Origin of the sequence: Aliagarivorans marinus DSM 23064 (genome assembly GCF_000429485.1) — a bacterium.
Lineage (GTDB): Bacteria > Pseudomonadota > Gammaproteobacteria > Enterobacterales > Celerinatantimonadaceae > Aliagarivorans > Aliagarivorans marinus.
Genome location: NZ_AUBY01000008.1, coordinates 102,684 through 127,937, shown reverse-complemented (window position 1 = coordinate 127,937; position 25,254 = coordinate 102,684). Strand labels below are relative to the sequence as shown.

The following is a 25,254-nucleotide window of genomic DNA, read 5'->3' as shown; positions in this document are numbered from 1 at the left end:
GAAGAACTACCCGACCAACAAGAGAGGTTACTATGAAACACCTTCTGTACCGCGTTCGCCAATTGCTATCGCTTGCTGTGTTGTGTTGCGTGTCGGCACTTGCCAATGCCGATGCCATCAAGCTAGGGCTATCCGTCGATCAACTGTTCGAGAGCCGGGTAGGGGTATTGAACGCGATCAAATCGGAGGCGCAAAAGCAGGGCTTTGAGATCATCGAGGTGGTAGCCGACGGCGACCCACAAGCGCAAAACTCGCAGATCCAATCCTTGGTGACCCAAAAGGTCGATGCCATCTTGGTGTGCGCAGTCGACCAAAACACCATTGAGCGTGCGCTGCTCGGTGCTAAGCGTAAAGGTATCCCCATCGTGGCCTTCGACCGCGCGCTGCCTGACAGCCGCGCCGTCGATGCCTTTGTCGGCCCTGATTCCATCACCGACGGTTACCTGGCTGGCCAATACACCGCCCAGCAACTTGCCCAAATCGATGGCAACATTCAGGTGCTGGAGCTGTTAGGCGCGCTGAACGACCAAAACGGTATCGACCGCAGCAAGGGCTTTAACGATGCCATCGCCGAGCTTCCCAATGTTGAGGTGATTGCCATGCCCACCGATTGGGACTCAGCGCGGGCACTGGCCGCTACTCAAAATGCCTTCCAGGCAAACCCGGATATCAAAGCGGTATTCGCCGCCACCGATACCCATATCCCCAGCGTTGAAACGGTGCTGTATGACATCGCCAAGCTCCACCCGGTGGGCAGCGACCAGCACGTGGTTGTAACAGGCGTGAACGGCAGCAACGACGGCTATCAGGCTACGCTGAGAGGCAATGCCGATGGCATTGTGGTGATGGACTTGCACACCACCGGTGTGACTGCGGTGCAGCTGGCGGCTGCGCTGATTAATGGCGAGTCCGTGGAGCTCAATAATGTAATCCCCGGAAACTTCTACACCACCAGTAACATTGAAGCCAACAAAGCCAATATTTGGGGCGCCCAGTAACGCTGACTTTGGGAGAAATAAGAGAGAGATAGGGAATAGATAGGGGTGAAAGATATGGACAGAGCACTAACACAAAACCCTCAGGCACCCACCGAGAAGGCGCGCTGGCATAGCTGGATTAAACAGTATCCCGCGGCCCCGATCATCGTGGTGTTGCTGGTGGCCTTTTCCACCCTGTCTCCCTATTTCTTGACCGCCGGAAACATCGAATCAGTGCTAATCGCCAACTCGGTGATTATGTTGGGCGCCATTGGCATGACCATGGTGTTCCTCACCGGCGGTATCGACCTGTCGATCTCAACCGTTATCAGCGCCAGCGCGGTGATAGCTGGAATTGTCATGGCGCAAACCGATAGCATCAGCTTAGGCATCGCTACGGCGCTGGCCACTGGCTTAGCCTTTGGTGCCCTGAATGGCTTCTTGATTGGCTACTGCAAACTCAACCCTTTCATTACCACCATGGGTACCCAACTGGTGGCGCGGGGGATAGCCTTCTTGCTCTCCCAAGGCATCGCGGTGAAGGGCACGCCGTTTGGGCTGATGGACTTTAGCTTTGCGGTGGTTCTCGGCCTGCCAGCCGTATCGATTATTACCCTGGTTATCACCATGCTATTTATCGTGCTACTCGGATACACCAGTTGGGGGCGCGAGGTACTGCTGCTGGGTAGTAACCGTAGCGCCGCCCGCTATAGCGGTATCAATACAGCGCGCACCGAGCTGTCGGTGTACTTGTTAGCTGGCGGCTTAGCCGGGATCGCTGGCCTTATCAGCATCATCAACTTGGGCAACGCCATCCCCGGTGTGGGCGATACCTTGCTGCTGATTATCATCGGCGGCGTGGTACTCGGTGGCACCAGCATGACCGGGGGGGAAGGCTCGGTAATGCGCACGGTACTTGGTGTGGCGATCCTCGCCATCTTGACCAGCGGCCTGAACCTTCTTGGTATCCCCTTCTATGACCAACTGATTATTCAAGGGGTACTGATCTTTGTCGGTAATGGTTTGGCGCAGCATTTAAGCCGACGTCGCTGACATTGCTGTTGCTTTGAAACGGGGTAGACTGGCCTGAGCAACTGAATAGCCGAGAGCGCGTTGATTCATCTTGATATATCCTCACCAGCCGTAGTCGCTACGCCCATTGCCGAGTGTGGTGAAGGGCTAGTGTCTGTTCATGGGCTTATCGAGCTTGGGCCACCGCCAGAGAGCCCCTCAAGCAAACCCTACTATCATCTGGTTAGGCAAGGCGTATTGCACAGGCTGCTACAGGCACAACTGAGCCTTCCACAGGGGCTTAGACTGAGGCTCTATGAAGGCTACCGCTCACCTAAGCTTCAACAGCAGCTGTTTCAAAATCGCCTCAATCAAGTGATGTCAGAGGCTGGCGATATATCGTTTGCAGATGCCTATCGTATTGCCGCCCGACTGGTTGCTCCTACCCAATCCATCGATGGCGAGTCGCTCACGCCGCCACACTGTTCTGGTGGCGCTGTCGATGTAGAGATCATCGATGAAGTCGGTCAGGTTCTCGATTTCGGCATGGAGATCAAGCAATGGAGCGAGGTGCCGCCTAGCCTATGCGAGACTCAGGCTACTGGTTTGTCGGCAACAGCCCAGCACAATAGAGCGATGTTATGTTCTGTGATGAGCAAGGTAGGCTTTGTCAATTACCATCGAGAATGGTGGCATTTTTCCTATGGCGACCAGTATTGGGCCTTGCTAGCGGGCTACTCCTACGCTGTTTACGGAAGTAGCCCTACCTAGCTGCATATTGAGCAATGTCGCTCGCCTATTTATAGGTAGCGCTCTCTCAAGTGCTGCTGGAAATATCTGGCATTGAGCTTTTCTCCGGTTGCTTGCTGAACCAGCTCCCCGGTGCTTAACAAACTTGCTTTCTCCCACACATTGCTGCTCAGCCAATCAAAGATAGGCGTCATCTCGCCCTTTGCAACCAAGCCTTCTACATCTAGTTGCTGCTTCATCGCCGCCATAAACTGAGCGGCATACATCGCGCCGAGAGTGTAGGAAGGGAAGTAGCCAAAGGCGCCATCGGTCCAGTGAATGTCTTGCATACAGCCATTTTTGAAGTTGCCTTTAGTGGATAGCCCCAAGTACTGCTGCATCTTGCTATCCCAAAGCTCGGGCACGTCGCGGTGGTCGAGGGTGCCGTTCATCAGGTCGCGCTCAATCTCATAGCGCAAGATGACGTGGGCGGGGTAGGTGAGCTCGTCGGCGTCGACCCGGATAAAGTCTTTTTTCACGCGGGTGTAGAGCTTGTGGAAGTTATCTTGGGTGAGCACCTTGGCGGGCGTGTCGACAAAGTGCTTGTTGGCCAGTTTGCTGAGCATAGCGATAAAGGGTTCGCTGCGGCCCAGTTGCATCTCGAAGAACAGCGATTGTGACTCATGGATGCCCATGGAGCGTGCTTCGCCCACCGGTAGGCCTGACAGATGATGAGGTAGCCCCTGCTCGTAGCGGGCATGGCCGGTTTCGTGAACGATGCCCATTAGTGATTGTACAAAGTCACTGTCGTGGTAACGGGTGGTCAAGCGAACGTCCGATTTTACCCCGCCACAGAAGGGGTGCACGCTTTCGTCTAAGCGGCCATGGCTGAAGTCGAACTGCAGGGTCTCCATCACTTCCAGTCCCAGCGCCTTTTGCTGGGCCACTGGGAACCTGCCAGTCGGTTGGATCAAGCTCTCACTGGCTTGCTTGTCGATGACCTGATCGATTAGCGGTGGTAGCCATTGCTTAACCTCGCTGAACAGGGTGTCGAGCTCGCTGCTGGTTACCCCAGGCTCATACAGTTCCAGCATCGCATCGTAGGGGCTTAGGCCAGCGGCCTCGGCGCGGATCTGCGCTTCTTGCTGGGACAGGCGAACCACTTCGGCCCAGTTCTTCTCAAAGCCTTCCCAGTCGTTGTTGGGGCGTTGTTCGCGCCAGGCATGTTCACACTTGGAGCCAGCCAGTGACTTGGCCTTGACCAGATCGGCCGGCAGTACCGTGGCTTGTCGCCAGTGGCGTTGCATCTCGCGCAGGCTAGCGTGTTGCTCGACGTCCAGCGATTCATCTTGGGCTTTATCGAATAGCTCTGCCAGCAGCGGGGCGGTTGCCAGCTCGTGGATTTGCAGGGATAAGGTGGCCATGGCTTCGGAGCGTACTTGGTTACCGCCGCTTGGCATCATGGTGGCTTGGTCCCAGCCGCAGATGGCGGCCAGGTGGTTGAAGTGGTCGAGCTTCTGGTAGTGATCGCAGAGTTGCTGGTAGGCAGGTTTAGACATGGGGTTCCTTTCTATATCTGACTCAATCTGGTCTGTTAAGCGGCGCGTTGCCGGCTAGGCGAGGCGACGCGCATGGCGTTCGCGGTTCTCAAGCTTTTGCTCGGCACCTTTTTTCAGTAGCACGTACAAGGCCCCGGTTCCGCCATGGGCACCAATGGCGCTGTGGGTGGCCAATACCTGATCGATTTGAGTCAGCCACTGGCTTACGTAGCTTTTCATTAACGCGGGTGGCTGGGTGGTACGGCCTTTACCATGAACAATCAGCACGCTGCGTAGCTGCAGACGTTGGCACTCTTTAATAAAGTTAAGGATTTCGGTGCGCGCTTGTTCAAGGCGGTGTTGGTGTAGGTCAAGGCGTGCTTGCACCTCATATTTGCCAAGGCGCAGCTTCTTGAATACGCCTTCCTGCACACCGTCTTTTTTGTAGGCGACGGTGTCTTCTGGATGGATCAGCTCCACGTAATCCAGCGACAGGTACTCTTTGTCGGGCTCATTGCTGTGCTCGGCAGCTTGTTGGCGTGCCAGACGGTTTTGCTTGTCGAGGGGACGCTTGGTTTGCGGGAGAGCGTCTTGCTTTATCGGCGTGATGCCAGCCATTTCCTGTTGGAACAGGTCAAAATCATCGGACATATTAGTGGCTCCTATCACACGTTTTACTTCTTTATAATCGACCCTTTTAAACAGTGCAATTGAGAAAGCAGCGGAGGTGGTTTGATTGTTCAAACACTCTCCACTGCTTTGCAGGTAGGGTGTTATTAGCGCCTTGAGTTAAGTGAGGCGCTCAACGGCCGTTGTGGTGATGACCCATTAGCCAGTAGGTAACCCCCAACGCCAATACCGTGGCGGCGATGGCGAAGATGTAGGTAGCATCAAGCTTATCGACATCCAATACAATCACCTTTCGGGCCACCGCCATCAAGGCCGTGGCAACCACCAAACGCACCGGAAAGACATTGGCTTCCAGATAGAGGCGGATATTGATAAAGATTTCTACCGCAATCAGCACCGCCATAAAGGCACCGAAGGTATAGAAGATATCGTTGATGTTGAGCAGCATAAATGGTGGCGCAATCAAGCGTTGATAGAGCACGTAGATAACATCGCCAATCCCCCAGATGATTACCAATACCATCAGCGCGGCCAAGATCTTGATGCACAGCCGAATGATCCGGTGGTAGAAGGCGATCAGCGGATCGGAATGATGAGTGGGCAGTTCCTGATGCAGCGACATATCTTTGTGCGAGTCTTTATCCATACCGGCTCCTTGGGCTAGGGGGTGACTTCGGAGATGTTAAAGTCTTGTTCTTTCAGTAAGGTTAGCAAGCCTTGCTCGCCATATAAATGCAGCGCGCCCACAACTATGAAGCTGCGCCCTTGTAGGGTACTTAGCGTATCCATCCAGTTCCGGTTGCGCTCAAACAACAGTTTGTTGATAACTTCTGGCTGTTCTTGCTGGTACATCGGGTCATCAATCAGCAGTTGATAGAGGGCCTGATGGTTACCGCCTTGCCAGTGCTGAATCAGCTTGCCGAACAGCTCGGGCACCTTGTCAAAGTCGTCGATGGTCTGGGTCAGTAGCTCCAGTTCGATGCTCTCCAGGCTGGACAGGGTGTGGATCTGCTCCGCTGGTGTTTCTAGGCTGACTATGCGCTTTTGCTGGTCGCTGGCGCGGTGGATAAAGTGCAGATCGAGCCCTTCACTGGCGCGATAACCGAGGCTCTTGATCTGCTGCATGCTAATTAGCATGGCCAGATACCAGGGCTGATAGGCTTGCAGCTGACCGCGCAGGCCTAACTGCTGGGCAATTTGCTGCAGCTGCTCAAGGCGGGCTTCACCCAACAAGGCTTGCAAGTCTTGGTCTGCGTCGGCGCGCACCAGGCTTAGCATCAGCTTTTGGTCTTCCGTGCTGAAGTTGCGCACGTCGGTTTCAATCACCAAACGGACGCTGGCATCAAACAAGTCGAGATAACGGCTCGGTAGTGGATAGATATCTGGCTTAGCCAGATGAACCGAGCCAAACAGGTAGAGCTGCTGTTGGCCCTTCTGTGCCAGCCAGAGCACCGGCTCCGCGTAACTGCTGGCGGAGCCGAAGATGTAGAACAGGGTCAGCAGCGATTTAAGGTAACGAGTCACGGTTAGCCCTTAACCAGTAGGTTGTCGAGCCGGCGAGTCGGCAGTATCCGGCGCAAAAAGGTAAACAAGTAAGTGGGAAAAGTGACGCAATAACGCGGCTTGGCGCGCTGGCTCAGCAGTGCCTTGAGCAGGCTTTGATGCACGGCCTCGGGCCCCAGGGTGAAGCGGTTGCTGTCGCCGGGCTTGGCCAAACGGTCGATGGTGCCCTGATAGGCCAAGCGGTGACGCGACGCCGCCGAGTCGATGGTTCGCTGGAACACCGACAGCGCATTTTGCCGGAACGCACTGCGGATCGGCCCCGGCTCAATCAAGCTTATCTGAATCGGGGTATCGGCCAGCTCCAGGCGTAGGGTATCGGTGTAACCTTCCAGCGCAAACTTGCTGGCGATGTAGGCGCCGCGATGGGGCATGGCCACCAAGCCAAGTACCGAGGAGTTTTGGATGATGCGTCCTTCGCCTTGCTCGAGCATATGCGCAATGGCGAGGCGGCTGAGATGATGCCAGCCGAAAAAGTTGCTCTCAAACTGTTGGCGTAGCGCCTGAGTGGGTAAATCCTCCAGCGCACCGCATTGGCCATAGGCACCGTTGTTAAACAGGGCGGATAGCTTACCGCCTGCCAGTTCCAAGGCGTGTTGCCAGCCTTGCTCGATACTCGCTTCATCGTCCAAATCTAACTGGACACACCTAATCCCTTGCTGATTGAGGCGAGCCACATCTTTTGGATTACGACAGCTGGCGATGACCGTAAAACGCTCATCTTGCTGCAACTGCTGGACGCTGTAGAGGCCAATTCCACTGGAACAGCCGGTAATAAGGATGGTCTGGGGTACTGAGCTTGGGACCGACGACATAAAGGCTACCGATGGCGAACACAGCTGTTAGTGTGACACGCCTTACAACGGGCTGACAATGACTAGTTGCTTATTTAATGGCCAGTTGGCAGAGTTGTTGAAAGCGCAGCTAAAGCGAGCAAAGCTCCTACTCGGGCGCTAAACTTATCGCTGGAGGTAGTATGATTTTTATGTCTGTAAAATGGACGATTGTTCTGGTCATATGGATATACCGCCGCCATAAAGCCAAAGCCCCTGAGTGATAGGGGCTTTGTTTTTTCTAAGAGTCCAAAGTGTTCAAGGCGCTCAGCGCCAAAACGGTTTGCTGGCCTCATTTATTGCATCAGCGCGGCTTAAGCCAATATCTTTTAGCTGATGAGGGCTGAGCCTGGCTAATGCTCGGCGACTGCGCTGCTTACGATAAGCCATCTGGATCTGTTTCAAATAATCCATTATCAGGTTAGTAAAGCTAATTTCACGACTTTGCTCAGCGGTTTTTCTGGCGACTGACATAAGCTCTCCCTTTATTTTGCTACCTTCATTGGTGCTGTATGCTCTTGACTAAGTTTGACCAGGAGGCGCTATACTGACAAACGCGGAATTTTGGCAATGAGTTAAGGAAAACTTATCTGATGGAACGTTTGCCGCCTTTGCAATCGCTGTATTACTTCTATGTCGCTGCCAGCCTGGGCAGCTTTAAGCAAGCCGCACAAGCGCTGTTTGTTAGCTCGGCTGCGGTCAGCCAGCAGATCCGCAGCCTCGAGAGCTGGCTGGATATGAGCTTATTTGAGCGCGGGCACCGTGAGGTAACGCTTACTGCGGTGGGGAAGCAGTTGCTGGCGCATACCGAAAAGGGCTTTCATCATATCGAGCGGGGTATCGCTGAGCTGCGCGGCGACCCGGAGCCCGGTAAGCTGGCGATCTCCACCCTTGCCTCGTTTGCCCATCAATGGCTGATCCCCCGTCTTGGCGAGTTCCAACAGCTCAACCCCGATCTACAGGTTCTGCTGCAAACCGCCGAGGAGAAGGTGGACTTCTCACGCCAGCCCATCGATCTCTGTGTTCGCTTTAGCCCTGCGCCAAGCACCGGCCTTTTTTGTGAAGAGTTGATGAACGATGTGCTCTACCCGGTGGCCCATCCTATGTACCTGCAGCAGCACGGTATTAAAGGCTTGGGCGATCTGGCGCGGGCAACCTTGCTGGAAGATACGCTACCGGATATGAGCTGGCAGGGCTGGTTTGATGCGGTAGGCGAGCGCTGTGGCCCGCCGCAGGCGAGCCTGCGCTATCAAGGTTCGCAGCTGCAAGTAGAGGGGGCACTCGCGGTGCAGGGGGTGGCGTTGGTGCGCCACTCACTGGCGTGGCGCTATGTGAAACAGGGGACCTTGGTGATTGTGGGCGATAAGATGGTGCGATCGCGCTATCGCTACTACATGGTGGCACCGGAGGTGGCGATGCGTAGGGACAAGAACCGCCGCTTTTGTGGCTGGTTGCAGCAGCAAGCTGATGCCTTCTGGAAAGACAGCAAACTCAGTCAATTAGACTTGGTTGACGCGCCAAGCCTATGAGCGGTCATCAGTGGATTTGCTGGTGAGCAAGATATCGTCGGCAATCTTTAAGTAGGTAGTCTCAAGGGTTGCCCAACTTTTGCCTTTGCGCACGATCTCCGCTTTTACCACCTGATAATCAAGCGCGGGGGCCAGCCATAAGTAGGTGACTCGGCTGTCGTTTTTGCGTTGCTCAACCTTGACCGTATCGAAGCTGCCTAGCTGGGTGGTGACTTGCTCGCTACCCAAGACCTCAAAGCGATGCTTATCCATCTCATCGAGGGTGTTGTAGTAGTAGGTAATGTCGGTCAGGCCGCGTTTGATATCGTGCTGCAGTTGCACTGAGAAGCTGGCAGCATCGAGTAGCTGGCTGGTTTGGTCTTCTTCAGGCGGGAAGTGCATGCGCTCTTTGTTATCGAACACTACGATCAAGCCGCCTTTGCGGTCGGGAAAGCCGCGGGCGCTGAGCTTTTTAAACGGCGCCGTTTGGGTGTGATGATAACCGAGGGATACGATCGTTTGCTGTTGGTACTCAAAGCGCGCGGTGACATCGTAGGTCATGCTGCCGCCAAGGGCACTGGCGCGATTCTCTAATTGATACTCACCACCGGGTAACAGGCTGAGGCGTCGCTCACCCGAGCCGATGGGCACCCCCTTAAACTTGGCCTGATAGCGGGCCTCAAAGGGTTGGATCTGGGCGTAGCTGGTGGCACTTAACAGCGGGCTCAAACACAGCAATACCAACAGAATACGTATCAATCTGGCCTCGGAGCTTGTCGATGAAGTGTTGCTCAAGTATGGCAAAGCGCTGTCTCCCTTTCCAAGTTAGGCCTGTTTAGCGGCTAATCGGTGAACTCAAGTCGGGTCAACTCAACGGTGCCCCAATGAATATTTCCTTTAACCACTTCGGCTTTTACCAGCTGATAGTCCAGCTCTGGGGCAAGCCACAGCTTGTTGTAACGGCCATCGCGCTTCCAGTGCTCGAACACCAGGGCGCGATAGCTACCTAGCGCCGTGTCGATGGTTTGCTCTTCGATAAAGCTTACCCGGTGCTGTTCGACTTTCTCCACATCGACTACCCAGTAGTGCATTTCAGTGTTGCCCTGCTTGATGTCGAGGTAGAGCTGCATCGCCATGGCGGCTGGGTCCAGCAGTTCGGAATAGGCTTGGAAGTCTTCGAGCTTGGGATGGGGCTTGTTGTTAAAGCGGATCTGAAACCGGCCATCACCATCGATAAAGCCCTTACAGGTGTTGCTGCCGAGTAAACGAGACTTCTGGCTGCTAAAGCGCTCAACCACAACTTTGTCGTCGACAATACGCATCTGCGAGCGATATTGGTTGCTGCGCCCGGCAAGCGCTGTGGAGCCATCGTCGCGCAGCTGGTAGTAGCCATCGCCTAGGTCGAGCAGCTCGCGGTGGGCTTTACCGAGGCTTACGCCTTTTAACGAAGCGACATAATCAGCCACAAAAGGGCGGGGAAGGGCGATGGCGTGAGTGGTTAACATCAACAGGCTCGAGAACAACAGATAACGAAGCATAATTCAGACTAACGATAAAAAGCCCGGGCAGTATGGCAAATCTGTTGCGCTGCGCCAAGCTGCGATGTGCGACTATCTGGCCCAGAGCGTGAATCAGAGCTTGAAGTAAGTCGGGTTGCAGTGGGATACAAGTATATATGCGGCAATAACTCCAATATGCAGCAGGGCTGACAGCCACAACACCACGCTAAAGCTGGGCTTGCGGGTCTTATGGCGCAGCCTTTGGCGAGCAAGCGCCGCGCCGGGCCAGCCCCCAAGCAAGGCAACCAAGTGGAGTCGTTGCTCGCTGACTCGCCAGCGCTTGAGTCTGGCCGCGCGCTTATCGATTGCGTACAGCAGGTAGGCGAGCAGGCTCAAACCAACACTCGCCAGTGCGTAGTAGTAGGGCAACAGGGTTTGCCAAGTCAGTATTAGGCAGAGGACCAGATACGCGGCGGCAAAGCGCGTTAACCATGAGTGATGTGCAGGAAGCATGTTGCTGATATATAGATGTGGTTGTTTGAACAGCATCCTAACCAATTCAAGCGCTTAATCAAAACACACAGCAGGTGTCGGCGTCATCTAAATGTCATATATTGAAGGCGGTGGGGCAGCCACCTGAGCTACTAAGGTATGCTGAGTACAGCAAAAGAGCCGGCTGCCCATTTCCGTTTCCCCATTCCCATAGGGACTTGCTTGATACGATAAGGACACCAAGTCGATGAAAAAAGCACTATCTTACCTCGCGGCCAGCGTGTTGCTGGCAGCCTCTGGCTCGAGCTTTGCGGGCACCGAAATCATTCAAACCAATGACTACACCGATATCACTGCAAAGGTTGCCGCCGAGCTTGAGCAGCATGCGGTGGCAGACACGCTGATTGTGTTGGATATCGACAATACCGTGCTTACCAGTAGCGTCGATCTAGGTGGCGATATCTGGTACCAGTGGCAGCGCGGCAAGCTGGCTGTGAAGCCCACCGACGAGCAGAAAGTCGCTTGCTTGTTCGAAGATGCCATCGGCCTGCTGTACGAGCTCAACCCGCAGGTATTGGTGGAAGTGTCGGTGCCCGAGACGATTCAGCGCTGGCAAAGCGATGGCTACACCATGATGGCGTTGACCTCTCGCTCGCCCAAGTACCGGGCTGCAACCGAGCGTGAGTTACTGAGCAAAGGCATAGACTTTGATGTGACGGCACTTGCTCCAGAAGGTGAGCCTACCCCCGAGTATCGGGAAGTGCCCAAGCGCGAGCTGAGCTATTCCCGCGGCGTGATGATGACCACCGGGATGGACAAAGGAGACATGCTCAAACTTATCTTGGCGCGAACTGAGCGTAGCTTCGATAAGATCGTGTTCGTCGATGACTCCCAGAAGAACATCGATAACGTCAATGCTGCCTATCAAGACGATGAGAGCGTTGATGTGACGCTGATTCATTAAACCCGCGTCGAGCATCTACGTGAGCAAGAGTTTGGAGCGGTGCTCACCCAAGCGCAGGCCGACAAGATGGCGGACGATTGGGATAGGCTAACTCAGACCCTGCAGACGGTATTTCCTGCCCGTATCAACGAGGGTAAGTGCCTGAGCATTAACTAGTGAGCGAGTGCCCCGCAGAACAGCCCACAACAGAGCCGCCTTGTAAGGCGGCTTTTTTATGCCAGCTAGAGCCTTGGTAACCGGGTCAAACTGCAGGCATAAAAAAGCCCCACTCGAAGGTGAGGCTCAGTGCTAATGTAAACCGACTAAGGCTTAGGCTTTAGCCGTTTTCTTGGCTGGCGCCTTTTTAGCAGGTGCTTTTTTAGCAGCCGCTTCTTCTTTAGCCGCTTTAGCACGACGTGCTTCTGCGTCGGCACTGTCATCAGCTTCTACATACGGACGGCCGTAGTAAGAGTCGATCAGTACTTGCTTCAGCTCGCTAATCAGTGGGTAACGTGGGTTAGCACCAGTACACTGATCATCGAATGCGTCTACAGCTAGCTCGTCAACCTTGGCCAGGAACTCAGCTTCGTTAACACCCGCTTCTTGGATAGACAGTGGGATGTTCAGCTCTTGCTTCAGCTCGTCCAACCAAGTCAGCAGTGCATCCAGCTTAGCTTGGGTGTTACCTTCACGGAAGCCCAGGTGCTCAGCAACTTCAGCGTAACGAGCACGTGCTTTAGGACGGTCGTACTGAGAGAATGCGGTTTGCTTGGTTGGGGTGTTGGTTGCGTTGAAGCGTACCACGTTGGTCAGCAGCAGGGCGTTCGCCAGGCCGTGAGGAATGTGGAACTCAGCACCCAGTTTGTGCGCCATTGAGTGACATACACCCAAGAATGAGTTAGCAAACGCGATACCAGCGATGGTTGCAGCGTTGTGTACTTTCTCACGAGCTACTGGGTCAGCTTTACCGTTCTGGTAAGAGCTTGGCAGGTACTCTTTCAGCATCTTAAGTGCTTGTAGAGCTTGGCCGTCTGAGTACTCGTTCGCCAGTACAGAAACGTAAGCTTCCATAGCGTGAGTTACTGCATCGTAACCACCGAAGGCACACAGTGACTTAGGCATATCCATAACCAGGTTGGCATCAACGATAGCCATGTTAGGAGTCAGCTCGTAGTCAGCCAGTGGGTATTTCTGACCGGTGGTGTCGTCGGTTACAACCGCGAAAGGAGTTACCTCTGAACCAGTACCTGAAGTGGTAGTGATACATACCAGCTCAGCTTTGCTGCCCATTTTAGGGAACTTGTAGATACGCTTACGGATGTCCATAAAGCGCATAGACAGGTCAGCGAAGTCAGTTTCTGGGTGCTCGTACATTACCCACATGATCTTCGCAGCATCCATTGGCGAACCACCACCTACAGCCAGAATCACGTCAGGCTGGTAGTTGTGACAAGCCTGGGCGCCTTTCTCTACGATGCTCAGAGTTGGATCAGCTTCTACGTCGTGGAATACTTCCACTTCCATGCCTTTCTCTTTCAAGATGGCACGCAGGTCATCGATGTAACCGTTGTTGAACAAGAAGTTATCGGTAACGATCATCGCACGCTTCTTGCCGTCCAGGTCGTCCATCGCTACTGGCAGAGAGCCACGACGGAAGTAGATTGACTTAGGTAGTTTATGCCACAGCATGTTCTCAGCTCGCTTCGCAACAATTTTCTTGTTAATCAGGTGTTTTGGACCCACGTTTTCAGAAATTGCGTTACCGCCCCAAGAGCCACAGCCCAGGGTCAGAGAAGGTGCAAGTTCGAAGTTGTACAGGTCACCGATACCACCGTGAGATGAAGGGGTGTTACACAGGATACGTGCAGTCTTCATCTTGTCGCCGAAGTAAGCGATACGGTCTGCGTTAGCGTCTTGGTCAGTGTAGAGTACTGAAGTGTGGCCTACACCGCCGATGTCTAGCACGATGCCCGCTTGGCGAACTGCGTCTTTGAAGTCTTTGGCTTTGTACACACCCAGAGTCGGAGACAGTTTCTCGTGAGAGAACTCGTCGTCGTAAGATGCTTCCAGACCTTCACCGATCAGGATCTTGGTCGCTTTAGGTACGGTTACGCCAGCCAGTTCTGCAATCTTGTAAGCAGGTTGACCTACGATCTTGGCGTTAAGCGCGCCGTTGATCATCAGTACTTTACGTACCTTGTCGGCGTCGGCTTTGCTCAGTACCGCAGCGCCATACTTAGCGAAGCGCTCGATGGTCTCGTCGTATACTGACTCAACGATGATGGCGGCCTGCTCAGATGCACAGATAACGCCGTTATCGAAGGTTTTAGACATCAGGATTGAAGAAACAGCACGTTTGATGTCGGCAGTTTCGTCGATAACTACTGGAGTGTTACCCGCGCCTACACCGATTGCTGGCTTACCAGACGAGTAAGCTGCTTTCACCATGCCTGGGCCACCGGTGGCCAGGATCAGAGCGATGTCGTCGTGCTTCATCAATGCGTTTGACAGCTCAACTGAAGGCGTGTCAATCCAACCGATGATGTCTTTTGGAGCACCGGCGGCAACTGCGGCGTCAAGGACTAACTTGGCAGCGAAGTTGGTAGCATTCTTAGCACGTGGGTGTGGCGAGAAGATACAACCGTTACGAGTCTTCAGCGAGATAAGCGCTTTAAAGATAGCGGTTGAGGTTGGGTTAGTGGTTGGAACGATTGCACAAACGATACCTACTGGCTCAGCGATAGTAATAGTACCGCCTTCGTCGTTACGCTCGATAACGCCACAGGTTAGTTCGTCTTTGTATTTGTTGTAGATGAACTCAGAAGCGAAGTGGTTTTTAATCACTTTGTCTTCCATGATGCCCATGCCAGATTCTTCGGCAGCCATACGGGCCAGTTCAATACGCGCAGTAGACGCCGCTAGCGATGCTGCACGGAAGATCTTGTCAACTTGCTCTTGGCTGTATGACGCAAACTCTTTTTGTGCGGCTTTGACGCGGGCAACGAGAGCATCAAGCTCTTCGATAGTACCTACAGGCATTTTTTTCTCCTCATTAATGTTAAAGCGAATAAGTTAAACATCCTTCGCACGGGCGTTTTTGACGGCTCATCTATGCAAAGTGGCGGATGCCTTACTTATTCCCTTTCACAGCAGAGATTATAGAGAGGTCAAAAAACTGATAAATTGATCTCGATCACATGTAACAGAAGCACAAATGTAAAAAAGCAACATTTTTGGCTGACTGCGCAGACATTGTTCAGGCGATTATGAGCAAAATATGTAATTTTATAACCGTATTGAGCAATTTGTTTTCTTTTTGGCTTTCAGTCTCCGCTAACATTTTTCCTACAAACCGTTTGAGAATCCATACGGCCTTAGTAGGTATACGTGTCCTCTCTGAGAAAGATTTTAGACCTAAAAATAGTCGCTTAAGCAATAACTTCCAGCAAATTCGGTCAGCGTTGGTAGCGTTATCTGAACATGCTAAATGCAGACTGTGTCATTCGCTTTACTCGCTGTCGATCGATGAAAACAAAGTGGGTCACTAACGCGAACGTGCATTGGGTATAGTCGTGGTGGTCGTCGATGTTAAGCGATTGGACACTTTTAAGTAACAGAGAGTGCGGCGGCCAGCCTTACAGGTGAGTAAACTCAAACGGTTAATACCTCACGGCAGATGTTAACTTTGTGCTATCAATTTGCGTCCGGTCAAAAGTGGAGGTGATGTTTCATACTAGTATGAGGTGTTGCTAAGTAACCGTTTTGCCTAAATAAAGGGCTGCAAAATCGGCCGTAATTAGCTTAATGTGTTGTTTTATTACTTGTCTATCAGTGACAGATCATGTCAAAGTGAAAGGGATTTGACGCATTTGACGGCTATTAGGGTGTTTGTCGGTAGATACCCCCGCCAAAGGCGCAAAACACATATATAGGACCCCACTCGCCAGCCAGTGCCGGTGAGTGAAAACATGGAGCGCATATCTCAATGAAGACCGCAAAGTCTCTTCTTAGTCTCGCCGTTGTGGCGACCCTCGGCTTAACCGCTTGTGAGCAAGCCAGCCAACCTGAAGCCAGTCAAGCAGCAGCGCCTGCCAGTGGTGAACCCACTTTGGCCGCGGTACAAGAGCTGGTGCGTGGTAACGGCACCGAGCCGGCTTCCCTCGACCCGCACAAAACCGAAGGTGTACCAGAGTCTCACCTGATCCGTGACCTGCTAGAAGGTCTGGTTAACCAAGATGGCGATGGCAACATCGTACCGGGTGTAGCCGAGTCGTGGGAAACCGAAGACAACCAAACCTTCGTATTCAAGCTACGTGAAGACGCTCGCTGGTCGAACGGCGACCCGGTAACCGCTGAAGATTTCGTGTATAGCTTTAAGCGCGCGGTTGATCCTGCCACTGCTGGCCCTTACAGCTGGTACTTGGAGATGACCGGTATGAAGAATGCCGCACAGATTATCGCCGGTGAGATGCCTGCCGACGAGCTAGGCGTGAAAGCACTGGATGCGCAAACCCTGCAAATCGAGCTTGAGCTGCCGCTGCCATACTTCATTCAAATGTCTGCGCACACCACCTTGAAGCCAGTGCACCGCGCCACCGTTGAGGCCCACGGCGACAAGTGGACCCAGCCTGCAAACTTCGTGGGCAATGGCGCTTACAAGATGAGCGAGTGGGTGGTTAACGAAAAGATCGTGATGGAGCGTAACGACCAGTACTGGGATAACGCCGATACCACCATCGACAAGGTGACCTTCCTGCCAATCGAAAACCAAGTCACCGATATGAACCGCTTCCTGGCGGGTGAGGTTGACCTGACTTACGAGATGGCCAACGAACACTTCGACCGTATTAAGAAAGACCAGCCTGAGTCACTCAAAGTGACCCCATACCTGTGTTCTTACTACTACGGCTTTAACACCAAGAAGCCACCGTTTGACGATGTGCGTGTTCGCCAAGCGCTGTCTTACGCCATCGACCGCGACGCCGTGGCCAACTTCATCGTCGGTAAGGGCGAGTACCCCGCTTACAACTTTGCCCACCAGAAAGTGGCTGGCCTGCAGGTGGATACCCCTGAGTACGCGACCTTGAGCCAAGAAGAGCGTAACGCCCGCGCTATGGCGCTGCTTAAAGAAGCTGGCTTCGATGAGAGCCACCCGCTTGAGTTTACCCTGCTGTACAACACCTCAGAGAACCACAAGAAAGTGGCCATCGCGATTGCCTCTATGTGGAAGCAGACTCTGGGTGTAGAAGCCAGCCTGGAAAACCAAGAGTGGAAGACCTTCCTGGATAACCGCCGCAACGGTAACTACGATGTGACCCGCGCCGGTTGGTGTGGCGACTACAACGAAGCGTCTACCTTCTTGTCGCTGATGCAGAGCAACAACGGTAACAACGACCAGTTCTACTACAGCGATGCCTACGACAGCTTTATGGAGCAGGCGATGCGTGCAACCAGCGATGCTGAGCGCAGCGACTTGTACCGTCAGGCGGAAGCCCAGCTGGCTGCCGATATGCCATTGGCGCCAATTTACCACTATGTAAATGCCCGTCTGGTGAACCCGAAAGTGGGTGGTTACCCGATGAATAACGCAGAAGACAAACTGTACACCAAAGATCTGTATATTCTTGAGTAACAACTAAGAGCACGGGAATATTCCCAACTCGCCCCACCGACACAGCGTGGTAGCCGGTAGCGGCTAGCTGTCAGGTGGGGCAGCTCGAACGGATTCACTATGTTTAAATTTATTCTGAAACGGAGTTTGGAAGCGATCCCGACTCTGTTGGTGTTAATCACCATTACCTTCTTTATGATGCGCTTTGCACCGGGAAGCCCATTTTCCAGTGAGCGCTCACTCCCACCTGAAGTGTTGGCCAACATCGAGGCGAAATACGGCCTGGATAAACCAGTGCATGAGCAGTACTTCTCGTATTTAGGTGGTTTGTTACAGGGCGATTTAGGCCCCTCGTTTAAGTACAAGGATTACACGGTGAACGAACTGGTTGCCCAAGCGCTGCCGGTTTCCGCCAAGATTGGCCTGTTCGCCTTTGCCTTCACTGTAGTGATGGGCGTGAGCGTAGGCACCATTGCCGCCTTGAAGCAGAACACCTGGATTGACTACAGCATTATGTCCACCGCGATGGCCGGGGTGGTGATGCCTTCCTTCGTGCTGGCACCGACCTTGGTGTATATCTTCTCGATTCAGCTGAAATGGCTGCCCGCGGGTGGCTGGAATGGCGGTCAGCTCCGCTTCATCATTTTGCCGATGCTTGGCATGTCGCTGTTGTATGTGGCCTCATTCGCCCGGATTATGCGCGGCTCGATGATTGAGGTGATGAACTCCAACTTTATCCGCACCGCCAAGGCTAAGGGACTGCCGTTTCGCCATATCGTGCTCAAGCACGCACTGCGCCCGGCAATGCTGCCGGTGGTCTCCTACATGGGCCCGGCCTTTGTGGGGATTATCACCGGCTCGGTGGTGATTGAGACCATCTTTGGCCTGCCCGGTCTGGGGCGCTTGTTCGTGAATGGCGCGCTAAACCGCGATTACTCGCTGGTGCTGGGCCTGACCATCTTGATTGGCAGCTTTACCATCTTGTTTAACGCCATCGTCGATATTGTTTATGCCTTTATCGACCCGAAAATCCGCTATTAGGAGTTGCAATGTTAGATAGAAAACTTAATAGCGAAACCATGGATGCGCTGGCCGAACAATTGGAAGTAGAAGGCCGCAGCCTGTGGCAAGACGCGCGCATGCGCTTTTTCCGCAACCGCGCGGCGATGGCGTCTCTGGCAATTCTCACCGTGATTACTTTGTTGGTGCTGTTTGGCGGCTATATCAGCCAGTACGCCTTCGATCAGACCGATTGGTCGGCGATGCACAGCGGCCCCTCGATTGCCTCTGGCCATTACTTTGGTACCGACTCGCTAGGGCGCGATATGTACGTGCGTACCTTGCTCGGTGGCCGGGTCTCACTCGGTGTGGGTGTGGCCGGTGCCTTTGTGGCGGTGTTGCTCGGCACTTTATACGGCGCGACCTCGGGCTTTTTGGGCGGCACCGTTGATAGGGTGATGATGCGTCTGCTGGAAATCCTCTACGGCATCCCATTTATGTTCTTCGTGATTCTGCTGGTGACCTTCTTTGGTCGAAACATCGTGCTGGTGTTTATCGCCATTGGTGCGGTGTCGTGGCTGGATATGGCGCGGATTGTGCGCGGCCAGACCTTAAGCCTGAAAAACAAAGAGTTTATCGAGGCCGCTGAGGTGTGTGGCGTGAGTAAAGGGCGGATTATCACTCGCCATATTATCCCTAACGTGCTGGGCATTGTGGTGGTATACGCCACACTGCTGGTGCCGCAGATGATCCTTACCGAATCCTTCTTAAGCTTCTTGGGGCTTGGGGTACAGGAGCCGAGCACCTCGTGGGGCGCGCTACTGCAAGACGGTTCGCAAACCATGGAGATCGCCATTTGGCAGTTACTGTTTCCGGCCGCCTTTATGGTGACCACACTGTTCTGCTTTAACTATGTGGGCGATGGCCTGCGTGATGCGCTCGACCCGAAAGATCGCTAGGAGGAAGGATGAAACTACTCGATGTACAAGATCTGCGGGTTGAATTTACCACTCCCGATGGCGTGGTCACCGCAGTTAACGATTTGAACTTCTCGCTGCAAGCCGGGGAAACCTTGGGCATTGTGGGCGAGTCAGGCTCGGGCAAGAGCCAAACCGCCTTTGCCTTGATGGGGCTGCTGGCCAAGAACGGCCAAACCAGCGGACAGGCGCTGTTTAACGGTGAGAGCATCTTGAATCTGCCGGAGGCTAAGCTTAACCGCATTCGCGCCGAGAAGATTGCGATGATCTTCCAGGACCCTATGACCTCGCTCAATCCTTATATGAAGGTGGGCGACCAGCTTATCGAGGTATTAAAGCTGCACAAAGGCATGAGCTCGAGCGATGCCTACCAAGCATCAATTGATATGCTGGATGCGGTGAAGATGCCAGAAGCGAAAAAGCGCATGGAGATGTATCCGCACGAGTTCTCCGGCGGGATGCGTCAGCGGGTGATGATTGCCATGGCGCTGTTGTGCCGCCCGCAGCTGTTGATTGCCGATGAGCCAACCACCGCGCTGGATGTGACGGTGCAGGCGCAGATCATGGAGCTGCTGAACGAGCTGAAGCGCGAGTTCAACACCGCCATTATTATGATTACTCACGACCTTGGCGTGGTGGCTGGGATCTGCGACAAGGTGCTGGTGATGTACGCCGGTCGCACCATGGAGTACGGTACTGCCCGCGAACTGTTCTACCAGCCAAGCCACCCATACACTGAAGGGCTGCTACAGGCGATACCACGCCTGGATACTGTGGGTGAGGTGTTACCGACCATTCCGGGCAATCCACCGAATCTGTTGAGCTTGCCGGCGGGCTGTCCGTTCTGCCAGCGTTGCCAGCGCGCCTCCGAGCGATGCTTGAGTGAGGCGCCAGTGTTGCAAGACTTTGCCAAGGGCCGTAAGCGAGCCTGCCACTCAGACTATTATCTTGATCAGAGCCTAGCCCAGAGCGGTCAGGCAGGAGGACAATAATGGCTGAGCAAAAACTGTTATTGGATGTGCAGGACCTGCAGGTTCACTTCAAGATCAAAGATAGCAAAGGCCTGCCATGGGCCAAGCCTAAGCTGCTAAAAGCAGTGGATGGGGTATCGCTCAAGTTATTTGAGGGCGAAACCCTTGGCGTAGTGGGGGAGTCGGGCTGTGGTAAGTCGACCTTTGCCCGCGCGGTGATTGGTCTGGTGCCCAGCGAAGCCGGTAAGGTGGTTTGGCTGGGGCAAGATCTCACCGAGCTGGATAAGGGCTCGCTGCGCGAGAAGCGCAAAGAGATCCAGATGATTTTCCAGGACCCGCTGGCCTCGCTAAACCCGCGCATGACCATCGGCGACATTATTGCCGAGCCGCTGCGTACCTTCTACCCACAGCTGGGCCGTGATGAGGTCAAACAGCGGGTGCAGGCGATGATGATTAAAGTCGGCCTGCTGCCCAACGTAATCAACCGCTATCCGCACGAGTTCTCGGGGGGACAGTGTCAGCGTATCGGGATTGCCCGGGCCTTGATTCTCGAACCTAAGTTGGTGATTTGTGATGAGCCGGTTTCGGCGCTGGATGTGTCGATTCAGGCGCAGGTGGTGAACCTACTCAAAGAGCTACAGCGCGAGATGGGGCTAAGCCTTATCTTTATTGCCCACGACCTGTCGGTAGTGAAGCATATCTCCGATCGGGTGTTGGTAATGTACCTAGGTAATGCGGTGGAGCTGGCCAGCAGTGAAGCGCTGTTTGCCAAGCCGACTCACCCTTACACCGAGGCCTTGCTATCGGCAGTGCCGATCCCCGACCCGGATATTGAGCAAAGCAAAACCATCCAGCTGCTGGAAGGGGAGCTACCATCACCGATCAACCCGCCCTCGGGTTGTGTGTTCCGCACTCGCTGCCCCTTGGCGCAAGCGCAATGCGCGCAGCATAAGCCGGAGCTGGCTGGTGGCGAGGAGCATCAGGTTAGCTGTTTGCTTCGTAGCTGCTAACTCTCTATTGAGTGTTAATTAATGCCACCTGCGGGTGGCATTGTTTTATCTGCAACAGAAGCGATTACCTCAAGCACTGACCGCTTTCCGTCAAAGTGTTGCGCTATCGTTAAGTTCACATGATTTGGCGGCCGACTTTTATTCGGCGAACACGTGTAAGCCCAGAGCCCGCCTGCCTTGAAGCGCTACTGTGAAGGTTGTTTAACTCCTCCAACCAGATCGCGAATTGCGTGAAAAAGCAGCGTTTTTGGCAAAAAGTTGCATGTAATTTGTCCGAGCGGACAAAACTTTGAAATGGGCTACTGACTTTCGATGGTCGGTTAGGATAATCTTTCGGCCGTTCACCACCGGGCAGAGTTTTTAGCTCGGATTCACTAATAAAAATGTGGTATTCAGGGCACTTAGCCTTGGATACCGCGGCAAAGTAGGCAGCTAACACTATGAACAAGTCGAACAAACCTTGGCTGGATAGCTATCCGGCAGATGTCCCAGAGTTTATTGATGCGGAGCAGTTTCCCAGCATCATGGATCTGTTTGAAGACAGTTGTTCCCGTCATGGTGCTAAATCGGCCTTTGTGAACATGGGCCACGAGCTGTCCTACCAAGACTTAGAGCAGCAAAGCCGCGCCTTCGCCGCTTACCTGCAAAACTACCTACGCATGAAGCCCGGCGAGCGCATCGCCCTGATGATGCCTAACCTGCTGCAGTACCCGATTGCGCTGTTTGGCGCGATTCGAGCCGGCCTGGTGGTGGTTAACGTTAACCCGCTGTATACCCCGCGCGAGCTTAAGCACCAACTGCGCGACTCTGGTGCAACCGCGATTGTGGCAGTGACCAACTTTGGTAACAGCCTGCAACAGGTGATCGACGAGACTTCGGTACGCCATATCATCCTCACCCATATCGGTGATTCACTGGCGCCGCATAAGCGCACTTTGGTGAACTTTGTGGTGAAGTATGTGAAGAAGATGGTGCCGAAGTACAATCTGCCGGGCGCCATCTCGCTGCGCCGCGCCATCACCGAAGGTAAGAAGCTGGAGTACCGTCGCCCCGAGCTTAAAGGCGACGATTTGGCCTACTTGCAATACACCGGCGGTACCACCGGTGTGGCCAAAGGCGCCATGCTGACCCATCGCAACGTAGTGGCTAACGTACTGCAAGTGTTCGCTCACTTCGGCCCGCGCACCCTGCATGATAAAGAGCATGCCGTAACGCCGCTGCCGCTATACCATATCTTCGCTAACACCGTGAGCATGATGATGATTATGTTCCTGGGTGGTAACAACCTGCTGATTACTAACCCGCGCGACCTAGACGGCTTTGTTAGCGACTTGGCGAAATACCCCTTCACCATGATTTTTGGCCTGAACACCCTGTTCAATGGTCTGCTTAACCATAAAGGCTTCTGTGCCCTCGACTTTAGCCGCGCTCGCTTCACCATCGCCGGTGGTATGGCGACCCAGCAGCACGTTGCGGAGAAGTGGCAGGAAGTGACCGGCATGCCGATTGTAGAGGGCTATGGCCTGACTGAGTGCTCGCCAGTGGTTGCGGCCAACATCCACACCACCCAAACCTTCGAGCCGACCATCGGCGTACCTATGCCGAGCACCGAGATGCGCGTAGTGGGTGAGAATGGCGGCGTATTGCCAGTGGGTGAAGCCGGTGAGCTACAGGTGAAAGGCCCGCAGGTGATGCTGGGCTACTGGAACAACCAAGCCGAAACCGACGCGATTATGTCTGCCGATGGCTGGATTGCTACCGGAGATATCTGCCGTATGGACCAGCGCGGTTACTTCAATATCGAAGACCGTAAGAAAGATATGATCCTGGTGTCGGGCTTTAACGTGTTCCCTAGCGAGATTGAAGAAGTGGCCACCTTGCATCCGAAGGTCATCGAAGCCGCAGCCGTGGGTGTAGCCGATGAGGTGGCAGGCGAGCGCGTGAAGCTGTTCGTTACCACCAAGGCGGATATGACCGAAGCCGAGCTAAAAGCCCACTGTAAGAAGCACCTGACCGGTTACAAGGTACCGAAGTTGTACGAGTTCCGCGATGAGCTGCCAAAGTCGAATGTGGGTAAAATCTTGCGCAAAGAGCTGCGCGATTAAGCGCGAACTCAACTGAACAAGGGCTGCGTTGGCAGCCCTTGTTGTATCTGCATGCATAAAAACGAAATAAGGTCTTATGCTGGCTAATGCCCACGTGTCTAGGTTTCTAAAGCGTTATAACCAACAATTGACATACTGCTCACCCCAAGGTAGAAAGCTTTATAATTCATGCAGTAAAGTTAGGAATGCGGTTTATGTCCAGCCCCTTTTTGGGCCCTCTCCCTCATGCTCTGATTGGAAAGTTTGCTCCCTCATTGCTTTTACTTGGGTTACTTACGGGGTGTACCAGTCAGTATCAGCCTTCAGAGTTAGAGTTTTATAAAGGACTATTGGTAAAAAAAAGAGGTCTGGAGGAGGGATATGTTGCTCCTATAACTGGCTGGGTGAATACCTACACAGACGAGTATGCTCGACTTGACTGGTATAAAGATGGTGCGTTGAGGCACCGTACCGACACTCAACATGGGGGCCGAAAGCTAATTGATCAGCGCCTTGATGCAACCGGGCTCCGAAATGGTTACAGCTTTTTTGAGGCGATAGGCGGCATGTCTGGCTATGAGGGTGATTATGTACACGGTGTGCTACATGGTGATCTGCGTCTATGGGATGAACATAACGGAGAGTATTTTAGTTCGGACTGGTCGTTTTACTTTGGTGCTAATCCAGGCTCAGATGAGGTATTGCGTTTGTTGATTCCTGAGCTGGTGACTATTCCAGAACGGTCACAGCTAGGTGCTGATGCGTTGGTGCTTCCTGAAAACTTTGATTTTGATGTTCAGCACAGTGAGATAACGACTGATTATAGTGGCTGGATTCGCCATCAAGCGAAGAATGGCTACTACTACCGTGGAGAAGTGGTAGATGGGCAGCTAGTGTCGCGTTGGGACTACGATGAGAATGGGATCCTGATCGAACTGCAACGCCGCTTAACCAATGGTAACCTGCGATCTTGTACCTTTACTAAGGGAACTCTACAGTTGTGCAGCCAGCATGACAGGGGGGGCCTGCTTCATGGAAGGCAAATAGCCTTGCTGGATAATGACGCCCGCTACTCGGTGGTAGATTACCAAAATGGCGTGCTGCAAGGTGCTGCTATGCGCTTCCGCTGTGCTTCTGGGTGTGAACTGCTTCCAAGCAATGGCCCAGCAAACTACCTTCATGGTGTCGATCTACGCGACTTGAATATCTTACAACGAGTGATACCGTTGGAAACCCACTGGTTGGACTTTACGGTAGCATCTGGAGATGTTCGTCATTTCAATGCGTTAGCTGATATACCCAAAGGGTTTGATGGAGTCGCGAGAGTCTACGACTCAGAGGGCTATCTGACTTACCAAGCTCTTTATAAAAGAGGAGCGCGGCTATCTTTGTGGCAGTACAACGGGGGGATGCTCAGTGCTTACTCCGAGCGAGCAAATGATGGCAGCACCCTAGAGGTCAAGTTGATACAAGGTCGTGTTAGCTACTTTGAGCAACTTGATGCTAACGGTAACAACCATGGTCGATTGATGCGACGACAAACTACCGCTGAGGGTGAGGTGCTGCATCACGTTAAATTCTTTGAGGGAGCTCAGTACGCTAACGTTGAAGTCTTTGTTCGTGACAACACACACTGGATTGCCGAACGGTGCATTCAGGAAGAGTTGAACTTTGGGGGGGTAAGGTGTTCAGGCAACCAGAGTCCCCAGTTAGATGACTCACCATCAAATGGTTAACCCAGCAACTTGATGGTGATGTTTGTCGTTGAGGGCTCGTTAAAAAAGCAATGACTGACAAATGGTGAAAAATCCTTCAGTTGATACGCTTTAAGTCAAAAATATCAATGCTATGTTTGCGAAATGCGAATTGGCCGCCCAATACT

At 53.4% G+C, this 25,254-nt stretch carries 22 protein-coding genes; 12 read left to right on the top strand and 10 right to left on the bottom strand.

Annotated elements, in window-relative coordinates; all coding sequences use genetic code 11:
* Nucleotides 1–32: 32 nt before the first annotated feature.
* Genes G461_RS0100555 through G461_RS0100545 form a run of 3 tightly spaced genes read left to right on the top strand, consistent with a single transcriptional unit; the run spans nt 33 to nt 2,759 of the window.
* Nucleotides 33–998 carry a sugar ABC transporter substrate-binding protein gene (locus tag G461_RS0100555; RefSeq protein WP_026970339.1) on the top strand — a complete coding sequence of 322 codons (966 nt, stop codon included), beginning with the start codon at nt 33–35 and terminating at the stop codon, nt 996–998.
* Nucleotides 999–1,052: 54 nt separating this feature from the next.
* Entirely contained in the window at nt 1,053–2,030 is a 978-nt protein-coding gene (locus G461_RS0100550) for an ABC transporter permease (RefSeq protein ID WP_157360188.1), read from the top strand.
* Nucleotides 2,031–2,090: 60 nt separating this feature from the next.
* Entirely contained in the window at nt 2,091–2,759 is a 669-nt protein-coding gene (locus tag G461_RS0100545; protein ID WP_035478745.1) for a M15 family metallopeptidase, read from the top strand.
* 29 nt (nt 2,760–2,788) lie between these two features.
* On the opposite strand, the gene G461_RS0100540 is transcribed toward G461_RS0100545, so the two are convergent.
* From G461_RS0100540 to G461_RS22790, 6 genes are all read right to left on the bottom strand, one after another.
* Nucleotides 2,789–4,276 carry a carboxypeptidase M32 gene (locus tag G461_RS0100540; RefSeq protein ID WP_035478743.1) on the bottom strand — a complete coding sequence of 496 codons (1,488 nt, stop codon included), beginning with the start codon at nt 4,274–4,276 and terminating at the stop codon, nt 2,789–2,791.
* Between the two features lie 54 nt (nt 4,277–4,330).
* Nucleotides 4,331–4,906 (bottom strand): DNA endonuclease SmrA, encoded by a 576-nt coding sequence (smrA, locus tag G461_RS0100535; protein ID WP_026957283.1) that lies wholly within the window; start codon nt 4,904–4,906, stop codon nt 4,331–4,333.
* A gap of 151 nt (nt 4,907–5,057) precedes the next feature.
* On the bottom strand, nt 5,058–5,531 hold the full coding sequence (locus G461_RS0100530) for a phosphate-starvation-inducible PsiE family protein (RefSeq protein WP_026970335.1): 474 nt from the start codon (nt 5,529–5,531) through the stop codon (nt 5,058–5,060).
* 14 nt (nt 5,532–5,545) lie between these two features.
* Complete coding sequence (locus G461_RS0100525) at nt 5,546–6,409, bottom strand: TraB/GumN family protein (protein ID WP_026970334.1); 864 nt, start codon at nt 6,407–6,409, stop codon at nt 5,546–5,548.
* A gap of 2 nt (nt 6,410–6,411) precedes the next feature.
* Entirely contained in the window at nt 6,412–7,260 is an 849-nt protein-coding gene (locus G461_RS0100520; RefSeq protein ID WP_026970333.1) for an SDR family NAD(P)-dependent oxidoreductase, read from the bottom strand.
* Between the two features lie 285 nt (nt 7,261–7,545).
* On the bottom strand, nt 7,546–7,752 hold the full coding sequence (locus G461_RS22790; protein WP_035478741.1) for a DUF1127 domain-containing protein: 207 nt from the start codon (nt 7,750–7,752) through the stop codon (nt 7,546–7,548).
* 119 nt (nt 7,753–7,871) lie between these two features.
* Here G461_RS22790 and G461_RS0100510 point away from each other — a divergent pair, with 119 nt between their 5' ends.
* Complete coding sequence (locus G461_RS0100510; protein ID WP_051333246.1) at nt 7,872–8,807, top strand: LysR substrate-binding domain-containing protein; 936 nt, start codon at nt 7,872–7,874, stop codon at nt 8,805–8,807.
* On the opposite strand, the gene G461_RS0100505 is transcribed toward G461_RS0100510, so the two are convergent.
* From G461_RS0100505 to G461_RS22785, 3 genes are all read right to left on the bottom strand, one after another.
* Complete coding sequence (locus tag G461_RS0100505) at nt 8,802–9,545, bottom strand: DUF3108 domain-containing protein (protein WP_026970331.1); 744 nt, start codon at nt 9,543–9,545, stop codon at nt 8,802–8,804. The genes G461_RS0100510 and G461_RS0100505 overlap by 6 nt on opposite strands.
* An 83-nt stretch (nt 9,546–9,628) precedes the next feature.
* On the bottom strand, nt 9,629–10,291 hold the full coding sequence (locus G461_RS0100500) for a DUF3108 domain-containing protein (RefSeq protein ID WP_169727209.1): 663 nt from the start codon (nt 10,289–10,291) through the stop codon (nt 9,629–9,631).
* Nucleotides 10,292–10,417: 126 nt separating this feature from the next.
* Nucleotides 10,418–10,798 carry a DUF1294 domain-containing protein gene (locus G461_RS22785; RefSeq protein ID WP_157360187.1) on the bottom strand — a complete coding sequence of 127 codons (381 nt, stop codon included), beginning with the start codon at nt 10,796–10,798 and terminating at the stop codon, nt 10,418–10,420.
* Between the two features lie 226 nt (nt 10,799–11,024).
* Between G461_RS22785 and G461_RS22780 the strand changes: the two genes are divergently transcribed.
* Nucleotides 11,025–11,741 carry a DUF2608 domain-containing protein gene (locus tag G461_RS22780; RefSeq protein ID WP_211236230.1) on the top strand — a complete coding sequence of 239 codons (717 nt, stop codon included), beginning with the start codon at nt 11,025–11,027 and terminating at the stop codon, nt 11,739–11,741.
* Nucleotides 11,742–12,050: 309 nt separating this feature from the next.
* Here the strand turns inward: G461_RS22780 and adhE are convergent, their stop codons facing one another.
* Nucleotides 12,051–14,759, bottom strand: a complete 2,709-nt coding sequence (gene adhE, locus G461_RS0100485; protein ID WP_026957274.1) for a bifunctional acetaldehyde-CoA/alcohol dehydrogenase — start codon at nt 14,757–14,759, stop codon at nt 12,051–12,053.
* A gap of 946 nt (nt 14,760–15,705) precedes the next feature.
* Between adhE and G461_RS0100480 the strand changes: the two genes are divergently transcribed.
* From G461_RS0100480 to G461_RS0100450, 7 genes are all read left to right on the top strand, one after another.
* Nucleotides 15,706–17,352: an ABC transporter substrate-binding protein gene (locus tag G461_RS0100480; RefSeq protein WP_026957273.1), complete on the top strand. Its 1,647-nt coding sequence runs from the start codon at nt 15,706–15,708 to the stop codon at nt 17,350–17,352.
* A gap of 99 nt (nt 17,353–17,451) precedes the next feature.
* On the top strand, nt 17,452–18,372 hold the full coding sequence (gene oppB, locus G461_RS0100475) for an oligopeptide ABC transporter permease OppB (RefSeq protein WP_026957272.1): 921 nt from the start codon (nt 17,452–17,454) through the stop codon (nt 18,370–18,372).
* Between the two features lie 8 nt (nt 18,373–18,380).
* Complete coding sequence (oppC, locus tag G461_RS0100470) at nt 18,381–19,289, top strand: oligopeptide ABC transporter permease OppC (RefSeq protein ID WP_026957271.1); 909 nt, start codon at nt 18,381–18,383, stop codon at nt 19,287–19,289.
* Between the two features lie 8 nt (nt 19,290–19,297).
* Nucleotides 19,298–20,299 carry an ABC transporter ATP-binding protein gene (oppD, locus tag G461_RS0100465; RefSeq protein ID WP_026970329.1) on the top strand — a complete coding sequence of 334 codons (1,002 nt, stop codon included), beginning with the start codon at nt 19,298–19,300 and terminating at the stop codon, nt 20,297–20,299.
* Nucleotides 20,299–21,288: a murein tripeptide/oligopeptide ABC transporter ATP binding protein OppF gene (gene oppF, locus G461_RS0100460; RefSeq protein WP_035478740.1), complete on the top strand. Its 990-nt coding sequence runs from the start codon at nt 20,299–20,301 to the stop codon at nt 21,286–21,288. Before oppD ends, oppF begins: the two co-directional genes overlap by 1 nt.
* Nucleotides 21,289–21,728: 440 nt before the next feature.
* Entirely contained in the window at nt 21,729–23,393 is a 1,665-nt protein-coding gene (locus G461_RS0100455) for an AMP-binding protein (protein ID WP_026970327.1), read from the top strand.
* Nucleotides 23,394–23,587: 194 nt separating this feature from the next.
* Nucleotides 23,588–25,108 carry a hypothetical protein gene (locus G461_RS0100450; protein WP_026970326.1) on the top strand — a complete coding sequence of 507 codons (1,521 nt, stop codon included), beginning with the start codon at nt 23,588–23,590 and terminating at the stop codon, nt 25,106–25,108.
* The last annotated feature ends 146 nt before the right edge of the window (nt 25,109–25,254 follow it).